Origin of the sequence: Pseudodesulfovibrio nedwellii (genome assembly GCF_027923765.1) — a bacterium.
Taxonomy (GTDB): domain Bacteria; phylum Desulfobacterota; class Desulfovibrionia; order Desulfovibrionales; family Desulfovibrionaceae; genus Pseudodesulfovibrio; species Pseudodesulfovibrio nedwellii.
Genome location: NZ_AP026709.1, coordinates 555,387 through 571,819, shown reverse-complemented (window position 1 = coordinate 571,819; position 16,433 = coordinate 555,387). Strand labels below are relative to the sequence as shown.

15 protein-coding genes and 1 tRNA gene are annotated in these 16,433 nt (G+C 44.1%); 8 read left to right on the top strand and 8 right to left on the bottom strand.

The genetic code is table 11. The annotated features are described in order from the left end of the window. Window positions 1–756, top strand: coding sequence for a pseudouridine synthase (locus SYK_RS02760; RefSeq protein WP_281762093.1), 756 nt, complete (start codon window positions 1–3; stop codon window positions 754–756). Here SYK_RS02760 and lolA read toward each other — a convergent pair. The 4 genes from lolA to SYK_RS02740 form a co-directional block, all read right to left on the bottom strand. Further along, entirely contained in the window at window positions 753–1,445 is a 693-nt protein-coding gene (gene lolA, locus SYK_RS02755) for an outer membrane lipoprotein periplasmic chaperone LolA (protein ID WP_281762092.1), read from the bottom strand. The genes SYK_RS02760 and lolA overlap by 4 nt on opposite strands. A gap of 13 nt (window positions 1,446–1,458) precedes the next feature. After that, window positions 1,459–3,672 (bottom strand): DNA translocase FtsK, encoded by a 2,214-nt coding sequence (locus SYK_RS02750; protein WP_281762091.1) that lies wholly within the window; start codon window positions 3,670–3,672, stop codon window positions 1,459–1,461. A gap of 88 nt (window positions 3,673–3,760) precedes the next feature. Next, the gene (efp, locus tag SYK_RS02745) at window positions 3,761–4,318 is read right to left on the bottom strand and encodes an elongation factor P (RefSeq protein WP_281762090.1); all 558 of its coding nucleotides are present in this window, start codon (window positions 4,316–4,318) and stop codon (window positions 3,761–3,763) included. Between the two features lie 48 nt (window positions 4,319–4,366). Further along, a complete protein-coding gene (locus SYK_RS02740; RefSeq protein WP_281762089.1) occupies window positions 4,367–4,825 on the bottom strand; it encodes a type II 3-dehydroquinate dehydratase in 459 nt (152 codons plus the stop codon). Window positions 4,826–4,935: 110 nt separating this feature from the next. Here SYK_RS02740 and yihA point away from each other — a divergent pair, with 110 nt between their 5' ends. Continuing rightward, window positions 4,936–5,517 carry a ribosome biogenesis GTP-binding protein YihA/YsxC gene (gene yihA / locus SYK_RS02735; protein ID WP_281762088.1) on the top strand — a complete coding sequence of 194 codons (582 nt, stop codon included), beginning with the start codon at window positions 4,936–4,938 and terminating at the stop codon, window positions 5,515–5,517. On the opposite strand, the gene SYK_RS02730 is transcribed toward yihA, so the two are convergent. Genes SYK_RS02730 through SYK_RS02720 form a run of 3 tightly spaced genes read right to left on the bottom strand, consistent with a single transcriptional unit; the run spans window position 5,512 to window position 8,015 of the window. Then, complete coding sequence (locus tag SYK_RS02730; RefSeq protein ID WP_281762087.1) at window positions 5,512–6,660, bottom strand: LptF/LptG family permease; 1,149 nt, start codon at window positions 6,658–6,660, stop codon at window positions 5,512–5,514. The two genes, yihA and SYK_RS02730, sit on opposite strands and share 6 nt — an antisense overlap. Continuing rightward, window positions 6,657–7,823 (bottom strand): LPS export ABC transporter permease LptF, encoded by a 1,167-nt coding sequence (lptF, locus tag SYK_RS02725; RefSeq protein WP_281762086.1) that lies wholly within the window; start codon window positions 7,821–7,823, stop codon window positions 6,657–6,659. Before lptF ends, SYK_RS02730 begins: the two co-directional genes overlap by 4 nt. A gap of 9 nt (window positions 7,824–7,832) precedes the next feature. After that, window positions 7,833–8,015: a hypothetical protein gene (locus SYK_RS02720; RefSeq protein ID WP_281762085.1), complete on the bottom strand. Its 183-nt coding sequence runs from the start codon at window positions 8,013–8,015 to the stop codon at window positions 7,833–7,835. 137 nt (window positions 8,016–8,152) lie between these two features. Here SYK_RS02720 and SYK_RS02715 point away from each other — a divergent pair, with 137 nt between their 5' ends. The 6 genes from SYK_RS02715 to SYK_RS02690 all read left to right on the top strand — a co-directional run bounded on the left by SYK_RS02715 (window position 8,153) and on the right by SYK_RS02690 (window position 15,449). Further along, window positions 8,153–8,944 carry an undecaprenyl-diphosphate phosphatase gene (locus tag SYK_RS02715; protein WP_281762084.1) on the top strand — a complete coding sequence of 264 codons (792 nt, stop codon included), beginning with the start codon at window positions 8,153–8,155 and terminating at the stop codon, window positions 8,942–8,944. A 92-nt stretch (window positions 8,945–9,036) separates the two neighbouring features. Then, window positions 9,037–9,113 (top strand) — tRNA-Met (locus tag SYK_RS02710). Between the two features lie 133 nt (window positions 9,114–9,246). Continuing rightward, the gene (locus tag SYK_RS02705) at window positions 9,247–10,971 is read left to right on the top strand and encodes a DUF6538 domain-containing protein (protein ID WP_281762083.1); all 1,725 of its coding nucleotides are present in this window, start codon (window positions 9,247–9,249) and stop codon (window positions 10,969–10,971) included. 138 nt (window positions 10,972–11,109) lie between these two features. Continuing rightward, on the top strand, window positions 11,110–11,472 hold the full coding sequence (locus tag SYK_RS02700; protein ID WP_281762082.1) for a hypothetical protein: 363 nt from the start codon (window positions 11,110–11,112) through the stop codon (window positions 11,470–11,472). 615 nt (window positions 11,473–12,087) lie between these two features. Continuing rightward, on the top strand, window positions 12,088–12,975 hold the full coding sequence (locus SYK_RS02695) for a HamA C-terminal domain-containing protein (RefSeq protein ID WP_281762081.1): 888 nt from the start codon (window positions 12,088–12,090) through the stop codon (window positions 12,973–12,975). After that, on the top strand, window positions 12,972–15,449 hold the full coding sequence (locus tag SYK_RS02690; RefSeq protein ID WP_281762080.1) for a DEAD/DEAH box helicase: 2,478 nt from the start codon (window positions 12,972–12,974) through the stop codon (window positions 15,447–15,449). The genes SYK_RS02695 and SYK_RS02690 overlap by 4 nt, the downstream gene beginning before the upstream one ends. Here SYK_RS02690 and SYK_RS02685 read toward each other — a convergent pair whose 3' ends face one another. Further along, window positions 15,450–16,307: a hypothetical protein gene (locus tag SYK_RS02685; protein ID WP_281762079.1), complete on the bottom strand. Its 858-nt coding sequence runs from the start codon at window positions 16,305–16,307 to the stop codon at window positions 15,450–15,452. Window positions 16,308–16,433: the final 126 nt, after the last annotated feature.

Genomic DNA, 16,433 nt, shown 5'->3' with positions numbered 1-16,433 from the left:
ATGTCCAATGAAAAAAAACAAATCCGACTGAATAAATTTATCGCCCAGTGCGGGGTAACCTCCCGTCGCGGCGCAGACGACATGGTCTTCAGTGGTCAAGTAACCGTCAACGATACAACTGCTGATTCTCCCGGAATCAAAGTTGATCCAGATGTTGACGCCGTCGCTGTCAATGGCAGATCCATCAGCCTCCCCGGTAAAGCCGGAAACATGACGCTGATTCTGCACAAACCCATAGAAACAGTCACAACGGTCAATGATCCCCAGGGACGGCAAACCGTTCTGGACTTTCTTCCCAATGAAATTAGGAGATTACGGCCATTCCCTGTAGGACGATTGGACTATTTTTCCGAAGGACTGCTCCTGCTGACCACGGATGGAGACCTGTGTTATCGCCTCACCCATCCCAAATACCATCTACCCAAAGTCTATCAGGTGACAGTACGTGGCACCGTGCCGGAATCAGCGATCAAGACTATGCGACAAGGTATGACTCTCCCTGAAGGAGACTCGCTGGCCCCGGCCAAAGTAGAGCTGAAAAAACCTGTAGCAGGTACGCAACAAGTCGAAATCACACTTATTCAAGGCATAAATCGACAGATTCGCCGAATGTGCGACCTTTTAGGACTGACCATTCTTCACCTTAGACGGGTCCAACAAGGTCCTGTAAACTTGGGCAACCTCAAGCGTGGCACGTGGCGCGAGCTCACAAAGAGTGAACTTCAGGCTCTGAAAAAAGCCGTAAAGCTTACTTAAAACCCCTGAGTATTGTCTTCCACCTGCGTTCCTTGCGGCGGAACAAAACTAAACATATCAGGTGTCAAATTGACATCCAACTCAACATTGGACAATCTAAGTTCATTGCCGTTTCCATAAAAATCAACGATCATGACCTGTCGAAGCAGGCCGGTGTCTGATTCTACGCCTACGAAGGCCAGAACCATACCCGGCTCAGCTTCCTTGGGAACGAGCTGCAATACGGTAAAACCCTTGCCCCACCGCTCACGGACGGCATCGGCGCCCTGCCACTCCGTCTTGACTACAAAGTCTTCCTTGATGTTGGCCTGACCGGATATAAAGCGTAAAATGGTCTTGGAATCCAAAAGACTTGCCACACTGTATTTGATAGCAAGCTCTTCGTCCTCAATGTAATTCCAGGCAAATTCTGGACCGACAACGAGCAATTCATTTTCCGGCTTGGTGGTTTCCCACCGAACTTGTGACGGTTGACGAAACCATATCTTCCCCTCACGAGTTTCCACTTCGCCACTGGCAACATTTGTTAACTCCTGAACAAAATCAGCTTGAAAAGTCTTCAAAGTTTCATAACGTTGCTGGATAAGATCAGGCAGATCTTCTGGTGCCACAGGTTCAGAAGCCATCGCGCCTAAAGGAATCAACAAAGCACAAAAAACCGCCACACACGAAATATACAATCTAGACATTTATTTTCTCCAATTATTCAGACTTGAGAACCTTACGCGGCTTGCTGCCTTCCTGTGGGCCAAGAATACCTTCTGTTTCCATTTGTTCGATAAAACGTGCTGCACGGTTAAAACCAATTCTAAAACGCCGTTGCAACAAGGAAATAGACGCCTTGCCTTGAGTAAGCACGAACTGTACCGCCTCATCATACACAGGGTCATCAGACTGCCCGGCAGGGCCAGAACCACCGCCATCACCTGATTTCTGCTTCCAATCAGTAAAATCAAGTTCAAATTCCTGCGGTATAGATTCCTTCCAGAACTTAACGACATGCGCAATTTCCGTCTCATCCACGTACGCTCCGTGCATACGCTTGAGCTTACCGCCGCTGGGCTTGAAAAGCATGTCCCCCTTGCCTAGTAACCGTTCTGCGCCCACACCGTCCAAAATAGTCCGAGAATCGAACTTTGAAGTCACGAAAAAAGATATACGTGTGGGAAAGTTAGCCTTGATGATACCGGTGACAACATCCACACTCGGACGCTGTGTCGCCAGAATCATATGGATTCCGGCAGCACGGGCCAACTGAGCCAAACGAACAATACATTGTTCCACGTCCTTGGCAGCCGTCATCATCAAATCAGCCAACTCATCAATAATTATGACCAAGTATGGCATGGGTTTCATATGCTGAAATTCTTCGGGGAGATTCTCACCCATGGAAGCCAGCTTTTGATTGTATCCTTCAATATTACGCACACCGAGTTGAGCCATTTTCTTGTATCGGCAGTCCATCTCGAACACGGCCCATTCTAATGCGCTCTTGGCAAGATTCATATCCGTGACAACCGGATGTACCAGATGAGGCAACTCCGCATACGGCGCCAACTCAATACGCTTAGGGTCGACCAGCAGAAGTTTAACGTCTTCAGGGCCAGCCTTATATAGCAGACTCAACAAAAAGCCATTGATACCAACAGACTTACCCGCACCAGTCGCACCTGCGACCAAAAGGTGTGGCATTTTAGCCAGATCAGCAACTTTGGTTGCTCCATGAATGTCTTTACCAAGCGCTAAAGTTAACGGCGACTTTGAACGTGTAAACTCTTCAGATTCAAGCACTTCACGTAAAAAGACCATTTCACGATCAATATTGGGAATTTCAATACCAACACTGTCTTTACCTGGAATCGGAGCTTCAATACGAACGGATTCAGCACGCAGTGCCAATGCAATATCATCTGTCAGATTTTCAATTTTACTGACCTTAATACCCGGCGCGGGCTTGAATTCAAACATGGTCACGACCGGACCGGGGACAACCTGTTGAATTTCACCCTGCACATTGAAATTATTCAGGCATTCCTTGAGTCTATCTGCCAACGGTTGCAAAACCTCCTGTGTCTGACTGGTTTTGCGATCAACAGGAGGAGTCAACAATTCCGTGGTAGGAAGATCACCATTGCCGGAAACGACGTGAGCCGTAGACTTGGCTATCGGCTTGGGTTTCGGCTTGGATCGTGGTTTTGGTTTTGCTGGTGTTTCCGACTCAAGATCAACAAACTGCAAACCCATATCTTCATTGGATGCATTCTTTGTTTCATTCTTTGCCGAAGCCTTTGTCGACTTACGAGCTTTCCGTACTTCCTGCCGTTTAAGCGCTCCCTCGCTGTAGGCGTCCCACCATTGGACCAAAGAATTCCACACAGAAACCCAGGTGAAACCAAGGACACCCTGAAAAGAAATAATAGTCACAAAAAGCCATAGGAGAAATGTCCCGACAGGCCGCAAGTACGGCATAGTAAATCGAGTAATGATGTCACGCCCGAAATATCCACTCCCAATAAGACCATAGGCGTCATGTGGCACCGTGGAAAACCACGGATGCATGGCCCATGCCTCGAATGCGATAAACAATCCAGCAAGTCCCAACCAGCGGGTAATCGAAAGTTTTAGCTTGGACACAAACTTGGTCAGCCCAAGATACAAAAAATAGATCGGCCAGAACAGTGCTCCGATACCAAAAATTGTAACAAGAAATCCGGCACAGTATGCCCCTGCATATCCAACTACATTCTGCACAAGCGCACCAGAGGTCACAGACTGATTGAAACTCGGATCGCCAGGGCTAAATGATAAAAGGCTCAGAAACAGGAAGGCTGACAAAAACAAAAAAAACAATCCGATAAATTCCGGTCCGCGTCCTTTTTTGCCATGCTGTACTGTTGTTTTCCGTTTTTTTGCCATGTGGTCTCGCTTTGTAAAAAAAGGTCCTGGACAGTACGCTGTCCACGACCCTTTTTACGCAATTTTCACAACGAGTTGCAAGTCCGCTTTATTCGCGTCCCAGATAGTCTCCGTTGCGGGTGTCAACCTTAATCGTCTCGCCTTCGTTAATGAAGAGCGGTACATTGATCTTAAGGCCGGTTTCAAGGGTGGCGGGCTTGGTCGCATTACTGACACGATCACCCTGCACACCCGGGTCGGTCTGGGAAACAGTCAGGTTGACATTGGCAGGCAAATCAACGCCAATAAGCTCACCATTATACAACAGAACCTTCACGGTGTCGCCTTCCTTGATATACCCACCCTTCTCACCGACATTTTCGGCAGGAACATTCATTTGTTCGTAGGTCTCAAGGTCCATGAAAACATAATCAGTACCGTCTTTATAAATAAACTGCATACCGACGACGACCATATCCGGCTTTTTGACCTTCTCGCCGGAACGGAAAGTCTTATCCAAAACCTGACCGGTTCTCATATGACGAAGTTTGGTGCGCATCATGGCACCGCCCTTACCTGGTTTGAAATGTTGAAATTCGACGATTTCAAAAGGTTTTCCGTCTATTTCAATCTTCAGGCCGGTCCTGAAATCTTTGGTTGAAATCATATCTACTCCAAAACGTTTACCCGGTCAGTCCGGTTATTTTCAAGAATTTTACCTAGCCAGACGTTCGTACAACGCCTGAACACCAAGGACATACCCCAGAATACCAAATCCGGCAATGACACCCACACAGCAGTCACCCATGAGTGATTGCTGTCTAAGAGGCTGATCCGTCCGCGCCCAGATGTTGCTTATATGCACTTCCACGCACGGAATATCTATCCAGGCCAGACAATCGGAAATGGCAAGGCTTGTGTGAGTATATGCCCCAGCATTAAACACAATACCGTCAATACCTTCTTCTCTGGCCAATTCCAGACGATCAATAAGAGCGCCTTCGGAATTAGATTGAAAATGTGTGAGGGCAATATCTTCAGCAGCCTTGCCCATGGTCTTTTCCAACAAGACGGGCATATCATCTATGGTTTGCGAACCATAAATTTCCGGTTGCCGCTTGCCTATATGTCCCAAATTCGGACCATTCAGTATCAAAATATTGAGTTTGGCCATGCCCATTTCCCTCTATTCCAAAATTTTTCGCTTCCTTGCCTTGACTCTCCCCCTAAAAATGACGAAAGGTGGGGCTTGATGAAAACCATAAGCAAGAGCGGTATTTCTTTATGAACCGAACCATTGAGTTAGTCAAAACAATATACGAAATCAAGCAACTTGAGAACTTCGACGAGGCCCAGATAGCCTTGGCAGGACGTTCCAACGTTGGAAAATCTTCACTGGTCAACCGCTTGGCGGGACGAAAAAAATTGGCGAAAATCAGTTCCAAGCCAGGAAAAACCCGAAGTCTCAATTATTATAAAGTCAATCCAGACGGTTACTTCCTTGTTGACTTGCCGGGCTATGGCTATGCCAAATGCTCAAAAACGGAACGGGCCAAATGGGCCAAACTCATTGAGGCCTATATGACCAGTAATCCGCAACTCAAAGCGGTTGCTGTCCTACTCGATTCACGCCTCACACCACAAAAAATTGATATGGAATTAACTTCCTATCTAAAAAGCCTCGGCATACCTGTCATCCCAGTTTTGACAAAGGCCGATAAGCCAAAACAGCGGGAACTGGCCAAACTCCAGAGTCAATGGAAAGATATCCTGCAACAAAAGAACAATCCCCTGCTGTTCTCCAGCAAAACGGGCAAAGGTGAAGACAACCTCTGGGATGTGTTGGGCGAATACGCGAAATTATGATCGACTGCGGTTTAGCCGCAATCCACCAATCCATTCCCTGACTGTGATCTGGAACCTCGGTAAAGCTACCCAAGCCAATCGTAGAGATGCCAGGGATCCCATTATGGCGTTGCCAAGCCAGGCCGCCATAATGGGTGGTAAAACACCCTTTTCGCCTGCCGTGGCTCCTACAACGTGGACCCCGTATTGGATAAAAATCAGGATCAATGCCAGCCCGATGTTGGCATAGAGATTCTCAGAGAACGTCATCAACGCCATGGCAAACAATGCCATAAGCACCATGGAAAACGCATAGGAAAGTTTACCATGCCAGACGGTTCGTAGAATCTCCACATTAGATCCAGACTCCTCAAGCTTCTTGATCGCTCGCGAAAGCTCTAACAAGGGCAACTGAGCTTTGTCTCCCTTGAGCTCCACGGCGGCATACGCCTTGAGATTTTGCCTGACTGACAGAAATTGAGATAGTCGACTGACCCCGATAAACGTTCGGGTATCAAGTTCGTGCACATCCAATAATCCCCATCCGTGATCATCAATAAGTGCTTTTTTGGCACTCAAAATTCTGATGAGATCCTGACTGTCCGTGGTGAATTCATAAACAGTAATACCACTTGCTTTGCTTTTGCCGGGATAGGCCTTTTCCGCCAGCACAATGAAAGGACCATCGCGAAACCATAAATTCTTGATCGTCATTTCATCTAGTTGCTTCTTCCGAACGTCCTCTTTCCAAATTCTATTAGCCTCATATTCTCCAAAAACTCCAAGGAATTGAGAAAAAACCAACTGGCCGACGCTCCATATCATCGCATAGATGACAAAAAAACGGATAAACCACGCGAGCGAAACACCACCGGCTCGCAAAGCAAGCATCTCTCGAGATCGGGTCAACACACCAAGTTGAATAACCATGGCGAGCAAAAAAATCGCCGGCATCAACTGAGACACGATGAGTGGAATCTTGACTACAAAATAGAAAAGAATCGTCTCGACACCTAAGCCCGCCTGAATAAAATCATCCAAACGATCAAAAACATCTGACAAAAGATAAATACCAGTACCCGCAGCCAGACAGATAGCCATCAAATAAAGATTCTGCCGAATGAGATACCGACTGAGAACGCCTACGCCGAAGATATTCTTCATGCGCTCGCCCTCTTATTGAATCGTAAATGCATAAGCCAATGAACAAAAGTAGGCATCCGTTCTTTGTTGGCGTAGCGCATGCCTATCAAGGCCACAAATATGTAAACGAAATTAGGCGCCCACAAGCCATATGCCGGAGGGATAGCCCCAGACTCTCCCATACTCACACCAACAGAAAACATCGTGTAATAGACAAGAAACAGCCCCATGGACAAAAGCAGACCATATTGCTGCTTCAACCCACGAAAGGCAGAAGCAATGGGAATAGCAAACATACCAAGCACAAGGCATCCAATCGGCAATGTAATACGCTTGAAATATTCGGTGTTCACTTTTCGATAAAACCGATCGCCACGACCCGGCGCTTCGTTGTGATCACTACGGATGGCACTCAACCGAGACAACGGCATATCCTTGGCCTTGTCTTCATTAAAATTAAATCCCATGAGCAACTTACCAAGATCAAGTCTGATGGCATATGTACCAAATTTGAGGATATTCAGTTCTTCTCCACTCTTTCGAAAGATATTTCCGTTCTTAAACGTAATTCGAATTTCCGCTGTCGCGGCTGTAGATTCAATCTGTGCTTCAGGGGCTACGACCACAACAGAAGTCCCCTTAATAGACTCGTCACGAACAAAAGCAAACTTCAATTCGCCTTTCTCATTGTCCACTTGATGCGCATAAAAAGTAATACCAGGGAATTCCTTGTTAAAAACCCCCGGCTGCAATGCAAATTTAGAATGTGTCCTGGCAAACTGATAAAGTTTGGTCTTGAACATGTCCATTCCCCATGCAAGCCCCCAGGATGAAATAAATAAGGTAAATAAAGTACACAGGGTACAAAACGCCAATGGTGCAGGTAACATCTTGTAAAGACTGACCCCATTCGCCTTGAGTGCGGTCAATTCATTGTCCGTACTCATACGTAAAAACGTCAAAAACACGCTCAGCATGGTGGCGATAGGCGTGATAAGCAACAAAAAAAATGGCGTTAGGTAGAAGAAAAGCTGCAATATATTAAAAAAACCAATGTCCTGAGATAAAAACAAAGAACGCAACTGTAACATTCTGCCAATCAGAATAAGCCCCAAAAGACAGGAAACAGTCAAGCCAAACAGCTTGAGTAGTTCACGAAATATTTGTCGGTGAAGAATTTGCACAGGCGGATTCTAGTCCTGATTTTTTTTAAAAAAACGCTGAAGGAACTCGACATCTTTGGGCGAGAGATTGAAGCGTACTGCGGCTTTTTCAACCAATGCAACAAATTTGCTGTCTGGATTATTTTTTATTTTTCCACTGATCCAAGCAACAGCTTTGCGCATCAGTTCGCTCTGCGGCATAATGGTTGTCATGAATGACTCCTGAAAAATGGTCAAAGGTTCAACTTAATCAAATACACCAGCATTCAAGGGCTTGCAAGAGACTCTTAGTTGGGCTAGGCCCAACGTTCAAGCCTAAATATCAACATTTTTCTTCACATGAGGCTCACATGGCACCATGGTATATCGCGGTCATTCTCGGAATAGTTGAAGGACTGACCGAGTTTCTACCCATATCGAGCACCGGACATCTCATCATAACCGGGCACTTACTCGACTTTACCGGCCCCAAGGCCGAAACGTTTGAAATCGTCATTCAACTCGGTGCCATTCTGGCCGTTGTCGTTTTGTATTGGGATCGCTTCCTCGGCCTACTGCGGCCAAATTCAAATCAGAAATTTTCTGGAATCTACGGCTTATGGCTCCTCTTCCTGACATCCCTTCCGGCATCCATACTTGGATTGCTCACACACAGTTATATCAAACAATATTTGTTCAGCCCTACCACTGTGGCAATAGCCTTGGCTGTCGGCGCAGTTCTTATTTTTATAGTCGAAGGAATGAACAAATCAGAAAAAACAATCTCCCTCGATGAAATAACACCTAAACTCGCTCTGGGCATCGGCTTATTCCAATGCTTGGCCCTCTGGCCCGGCTTTTCACGATCTGCCGCGACCATCATGGGCGGCATGCTGCTTGGTGCACGTCGCACCGTAGCTGCAGAATATTCATTCATCGCAGCCGTTCCGATCATGTTCGCAGCAACGGGCTACGACCTATCGAAAAATTACCAACTTTTCCATGGAGGAGACTTCCTTTTCCTCTTTATCGGATTCTTTGTTTCTTTCATTTCTGCTTGGTTGGCAATCAAAGGATTCATCTATCTTCTTGGTAAATTAACCTTGCGCCCATTCGCTATTTACCGGTTGGCACTCGCTCCTTTGATTCTCCTGTATTTGTAATATGTTCCAAAAAAACGAAATATTTCAATTTTCCTCTTGCCAAGCACAAAAAGACGTTCTATAAGCTGTCCTCGCTTGGGCGAAACAAATGTGGCGAGGTAGCTCAGTTGGTTAGAGCATACGGCTCATATCCGTAGAGTCGGAGGTTCAAGTCCTCTCCTCGCTACCACGATTAGAATAAACTCCTGTGAAAACAGGAGTTTTTTCGTTTTAAAGCTCCTGAAACGGCCTGAAAACAACATGTTTTGGTACACATTTGGTACATATTATGCCTATTATGTACCAGAAGGAGGCTCGTTTTTATGTGCAAGAATATTGTCCAAAAAGGGACCGTCTACTACTTCCGACTCAACATTCCAACCGATTTACAGCCGTTCTTCCCAAACAAAAACACGGGGAAGAATAAAACGGTTATCATGAAGAATCTCAACACTGGCGACAAACGCAAAGCCAGTAAATTTGCTGGGTCACTTGCACTGCAATGGAAAGCTAAATTTGTGGACCTTCGGACAAGCAAAACCAAAGCTATCGACCCTGCCGTCCTTGAATACGATCTTCACACCCATCTGGACCGACTCCAAGCCGACGACAAACTAAAACGCGCTGAACCAAAAGCCCCCGCTAAATTCCCAAATTTAACGACTGTGCCGGGACAATCAGCCCATGAACTCAATCAAACCAGCAAGTCGCTATGGTTGTCGGAACTGCAATCTTGTCTGACCAACAATGATTTTTCTTTGATCCAAGATGAAATAGAAATTTTCATGCGCCGGAACGGCTACGCCTACCCTCAAGGGACATTGGAATACAACCAAATTGCACGGGGAATAATTGAAACCCACATCCGACTGAACACCCTCTCTCAACGGCGTGATGCCGGTGATGTGTTGGGTGGTGACTTTGTTCAGGCGATTACCAAACCTCCGGCACAGAAAAAAATCAGCGTTGATGTTGATTCGGTGAAGGCTTTTCCGCTGTCGGAACTTATTCCCGATTTCATAGATAGTGGTGATTTCGCAGTCACAACGAAAACTAAATACAACGAAGACCTGCAAAATTTCATGGAAATTATCGGGGACATCTCTATTGGGGAAATCGGACACGACACAATGCGGGAATTTCGAAACGCTTTAAAGCAGTTGCCCAAAGCAAAAAACAAAAGCCCACTTTACAGGGAAAAATCCATTGCTGAATTGCTAGAGACAGATATTCCGAAGAAAGACAGACTAAGTGCAAGAACAGTCACCAACAAAATCATGACCATTAGCTCATTTTTCAAATGGGCAATTTTAGAAGGCTACATGGAAACTAACTTTGCTAAAGGCAAGGGAATCCGTGGAGCCAAATCAACAACAGCCATCTACCAGCGTTTTTCAACTCAAGACCTGACAAATATTTTCACCGACAAACGCTATGTGAATGACACTCATAATAAGCATTGGCACTTCTGGACTCCCCTGCTGGCTCTTTACACTGGAGCAAGGCAGTCAGCCCTAGCCGCGCTGCATTGCGACGATCTGAGGCAAACTGAGGACGAAATTTGGTATCTTCACATCCGAAAGGATAAGACTCCGTCAGGCAAACGCGACATTCCCTTACATGATTTCATTATTAAGGAATTGAACTTCCCGGCTTTCGTGCAACAACAAAAAGCCAAAGGGCATGAAACCATCTTCCAGATAAAACCCAAAAATGACCGGGACGGGCAAAGAATCTCTGACTGGTGGACAAAAACCTTCACACCCAAGATCAACATCAGTCCAGCCGAGGAAGGCCGCAAAAAGGTTTTCCACTCATTCCGTAGCTGTTTGATCAACGCCGCCAAACAAAACGGCGCAAGCACTCGCAAACTGGAAGAAACTGTCGGACATTCCGATTCTACAGGCACAAGACAAATGTCTATGTCTAAGGATTATTATGCTGATTACCACGCCATCAAAGCGCGATATGAAGACGTAATTAAGCCCTTAAATTTTGTTGTGGAGGGAATGGGACATTTGCGGCGGTCAAAGTATGTTGTCAAATAAGAAAGGAACTTATAGCGGCATACTTCATTAAAACTTATCTTACAAATCCCCTCACTTGTAGACACGGACTCCAGCAAGGCATATAGGTTATCAACTTTTTTAACGCTTTAGTCACAGTTGAAATACTAAGGAGCAAATATGTCTTTAATCAAGCGATGGATGGAAGAACAGGAAGAACAGGATGTTTTTATCAATGCATTAAAAGCAGTCATCGAAAATGAAGAAATTGATAATGAGATATCGTTAGGTATCTCAAAGAAAATCTTAGATGATGAAAGCATTGACAACCTCTCTGACAAACAAATTAATGTCTTTAATAAATACATTGACCCACACTTAACACCGGAATGCGATAGTGATGAGTGTCTTGGCAATGGGAAAATCCAAATGATTGATTTGCCAGAAGCCTACAATCAGAAATTTGAACTAGGTGGCCTTTATTGTGAAGAATGCGTTAATTATAAAATCAGATTACAAAACCTGATGGACGAAGACGACTAAATCACAAAAAGCGGGGCTGCGGTCTAAAACCACAACCCCGCTTCTACAAAGACTTTAGAGCCTAAAATTTAATAGCAAAGGGGATTCACACTGTGGAGACCCTTTTTCCTTTATCCGGCAAAAATTCCCTTCAAGCGACTCGCACAAAACGGATGACGCATGATCGGACCGGAAGGATGCCATTCAATATCTTGCGCCTCCGTCCATACGAAACACTACGAAGCCTTACATGGGTACTCTGAGCAATCTGAAGGACGACTTCGGTACTGAACGCAATTTGGAGTTCAGTAAAATTATACAGACAACCAAATGACTCCGCATAATTGGTGACTTCCTTTCTACTACCACATAAACGCAAAATTATGAGGCCATTCCCTAACATCAAAAGGAATGGCCCCGGCAACTAACAATCTCATAAGGCTGGGGTGAAAAGTCCCGTCCTGTCACTTCAAACACAAATCAAAGGGCTTTCCAACTTTGGACAGTCCTTTTATAACCGCTTGTGAAAATTCCCGACCTAATTGGACGGACTATTATATTCGTGATTTCATGTTAAATATTTGATATGTAAGAGGAGCACTCAATAATTGAAACAACAATTGACAGGGTTGAAAAATGCCACAACTCAAGACTCAACTTGATAACGCCGAAGAGATCCGTGCTGTACTCCAAGAGGTTGGTGTTAACTGGACTATAAACAAACAGCCGGTTGACGCTCGAATGATCTATCTTCCCTGCGCTGACGGGAAGTGTGATACATCGACATTCTTTGAATTGATCGAAAATTGCCTTTTGACTAAATTCGTATATTCCCACGATCATATTGAGAAAAAACTGGATATTAAAAATCCAGAATCAGCAAAAGTGTTGTTCAGAAGAGCAGTTCGCAAGCTTAGTCAGCACACTGCGAAGGGAGAACTTGGTGAGTTAATATTATTCACACTTCTTGATGTGTACCTTGAAGCTCCAAAACTTTTAAGCAAGGTGTCAACGAAGACGTCTCGCAGAGTACCTGTTCATGGGGCTGATGCAGTGCATGCACAGTATGTTGATGGAGCGCTTCGTCTATATCTTGGCGAGTCGAAAATGTATCAGTCATTCAAAAGCGCAGCCTCTCAGGCAACAGAGTCGATGGGAAATGCCCTTGATACATATGAGAATGAGTTTGACTTGATTGAAACCTATATCAATTTTCCAGAAATAAACGCTGAAATCGAAAATGAAATTCTGTCGGTGTTAAATCCATTTTCCAATGAAAATATTCAAGCGGAGTCCATTTACTCTCCGTGTTTTATAGGGTTTTCAGAGCCATCATGTTTTGAAGATGAAGCCACGTTTATCGACAGCTATAAAGAGAAAGCGGAAGAGTACATTTCTGACTTTTATACAAAGCTTCTCAACAATGACGGTCAGTGGGACAAAACGACCTTGCTGATGCTTCCATTTTCTTCACTTGATGACGTTGTGGATGGATTCAAAGAGCAGATGGGTATCGAAAAATGAGTGCATTTTACACCAAGTTATCAAATACGATTCTATCCAGCGAAGGATATGGCGCAGCGTCAAATGAGCTTTTTGAAAATTATGTCAAAAAAATTGCTGGGGAAGAGCATCAAATTGAAAGAGAGGTCGTTAAAAAGCTCACAACCTCACTGCAATACTTTTATCAATCTGATGATGAGTCCATCAGAAAAAAAGGAGCCGAACTCCTTTCGATGCTTTTATATGTCTGCGGAGAGGAGGTAAATGAGCTTGTCGTTATTGCAGATCACGTCTTCAACGAAGCTGGTGACTTTCCCAACATCACGTTGCTCAGGGAAAAATTCCCGAATATCAATTTCAAAATCAGCATGTTCGACGAGGTCAGAAAAGACCTCAGAGAAGCCTTGAACACCGTGGAAGCTATAGATCATCCTTTGACCGACTACCAAAGGAGTTTATGGGAAGACCTTGAAGAAGGCGAAGATGTTATCACCGCTGCTCCGACTTCAACAGGCAAGACGCATATTATATTGCAATATTTGGTTCGGGAAGTTGCTCAGAGCGGCGGAGCCTTCGCAGCCATTGTTGTACCAACTCGTGCTTTAATATCCGAAGTATCGAATACGGTTTATGAGATTGCCAAAAAAGGCGGCTTCGAAAATGATATTGAAATTTGCACTTTCCCAAAAGAAGAAGCGTACAACAGCAAAACTATTTTTGTTATGACCCAAGAAAGGCTGTTTGAGACACTTCAAGCAGACATCTTATATTTTGATTTTTTGTTTGTTGATGAAGCACACAACATCTCAGACAAAAGCCGTGGCGTTCTATTGCACATGACGTTGCAAAAGGTTCTTGAGGGTGGGGAGCCTCAGATTATCATAAGCATGCCGTCACAGCGTTACTTGAAGGCTTTTAATTCCATTTTTGATGAAATAGAATTCTCTGAGAGAACAACAAAGCGCTCACCTGTTGCCAAAATCTTAATTAATACAAAGTTGGTTAATCGAGATATAATCCTATCGCACTACAAATCAGAAAGCCAAGTAGTCATTCCCAAGAATTTTGCAGGGGACAAGCTCGGTAGTATAGCTTATCGTCTTGGAAGCGGCGAAAGCAATATCGTATACCGCAACAAAACGAACAACTGCGAAGATAGTGCCAAAGCAATTTCTGACATGATAACAAAGGAAAAGGACAGCCCAAGGCTTCAAGAGGCTGCCGATTATGTTGCTACGTTCCTGCATCAAGATTTTACTCTGGCCGAAAACTTAAAAAAGGGAGTTGCCTTTCATTATGGACCCCTTCCCGGTGTTGTGAGAAGAATGGTTGAGTCTCTTGCGCGAGATGGCGAAATTGACTTCATCGCTTGTACAAGCACTTTGGCAGAAGGGGTAAATCTTCCCGCGAAAAATTTATTTCTCCAAAACCCTCTTCAGGTTGTTCAATTTGGCAATCCAGAGCAAATTGAAGACGTAAAAATTGACAACATCACAGGAAGAGCTGGGCGTATGCTTAAGCACTTTTCTGGGAATATTTTTTTAGTTGATTTGCCAAGTTGGAGATTTCAGGACTATTTTGAAGAAAAAGAAGATGAAGCAGACAAAATACCAACATACTACCAAATTCTAAATGACAACGTAAATGGAGTTAAGCAAGCGTTGCAAGGTACATACGATCACTCAACTGATGGACAATATACCTATTATGCGATTGCCAACAAGTTGCTTAAAGAATTTGAGAATGACACCCTTTCACAAACACTTGATGCAAATGAAATTACTCTCCAACCGCAAGTCAAAATAGACTTAATAAGTCAGGTTGAACGGTCATTTGATGAGTTGATTGTTGACTCATTTACATTAGAAGCAAATCCAACTGTCGGCTACCTTCAACAAAACTCATTATATGATTTTCTCCGTATGCGCGGCGATTTATCAGAATGGGCGCTTCCACACCCCATGTCTACAAGGCTCTATACTCAGCTTGAAAAAATTTGCTCGGAATTGAATCAATTTGGAATTTTTCTCCCGACAAAAAGCTCCGTTCCCTTTGCTTGTGTAATTGCCAGAAAATGGATTCAAGGGGAGTCGTTACACTCTATAATACTGGAACAAATGAATCATTGGCCGAGAAAAAAGTGCAATACGAATGTTCGAGAGGTTATTGCCACCATAAACTCCGACATCAGATTTAAAATGGCTTCCGCATTACGCTGTTATCAACTGTTATTCACTAACATAACACAAAGTCGAAACGAGGAAGTCGAAAGCGTTAAGTTGCACGGATTTATTGAAGCTGGTGGATGTGATAAGCGATTCATTCAACTGGTGAACATCGGTTTATCTAGAGAAACGGCTGTCGAAATTAATAGCAAGCTACAGCCAGATATTCCGATTCCCAATTTTGAAACACTTCGGTCGCTTTACGATGAGGACAGTCTGTCTACTCTACATCCTATCACGAAGAAAGAGATAGAAAGGCTGTTGCTATAGTCATAGCCCATTAAGCGAAGAAAAAGCATCCTGAATGATCTTTTTAGCTACTTTTTCACCTACAAATTTGTCTCGGATTTTAATACTAGTGCTGTAACTCAAATACGCTCTATTTAAATTGAGTTGGTGGCTTTCGCCTTCAGCATCAAGCCCTCTCACTATCAAAGTGGTACAGCACTCATTATCGGAGAGATAGTCAACCGCATCGAGCAGGTTTTCTTGAGAGAATCCGTCATCACCAAAGTCAGAAATAGTAAGCTCAAGCCTTGAGCTGTTTGCCATAAATGGCGAAGATCGCAACCCTTTAAAGATGCTAGGCAATTCATCACCACCAGCAGTAAGAGAAGCAGGATTCACACTAAAACGAACCTCTGAGAATTCTACAAGGTCTTTGATCCTTGCATATTCTTGTTCCTTCGAAATAGGCTCAACAAACACCTTTGCTGTCCTATCCTTTTTGAACTGCTGCAAGACAGTGTTTGCCACACTTCGAACGCTGGCACTTGGCCCAGTCGTGAACCCCATCAAAATCTTACGATCAGGTAGAAAGAAATAATAATAAGGATCGCCAATAATGCCTTGGTTTAAAGAGATTCCCGATATTGTTCCATCAGAAAGAGCTTTTGCTTGCCACGTATAGCGCTCTCTCACGACAGACAAAAAGAAAACAGTCGAATCTCTATATTCAAATTCGTCATGTATTTTAATAAAATGTTTTTTGTCTCTAACATTAAAGACTCGAACGGGCTTGCCGCTCACTTGGTTTGCTTGATGGATTGCGATAAAGTCGTTAAAAAATTCACTATCAGCATCAATTGAAAAAAAACGAACTGTTATTCTTTTTTTCATCTTACCCATAAATCCACCTGCCACTTAAATGGTTTCCCCGTGTTGGAAAGCAAAGCAATCAGCATCCTGACAGAAAAAACCTGTATTTACAAAAGGTTGCGCAGCGACATATATTAAACAATTATTGTTATCTTT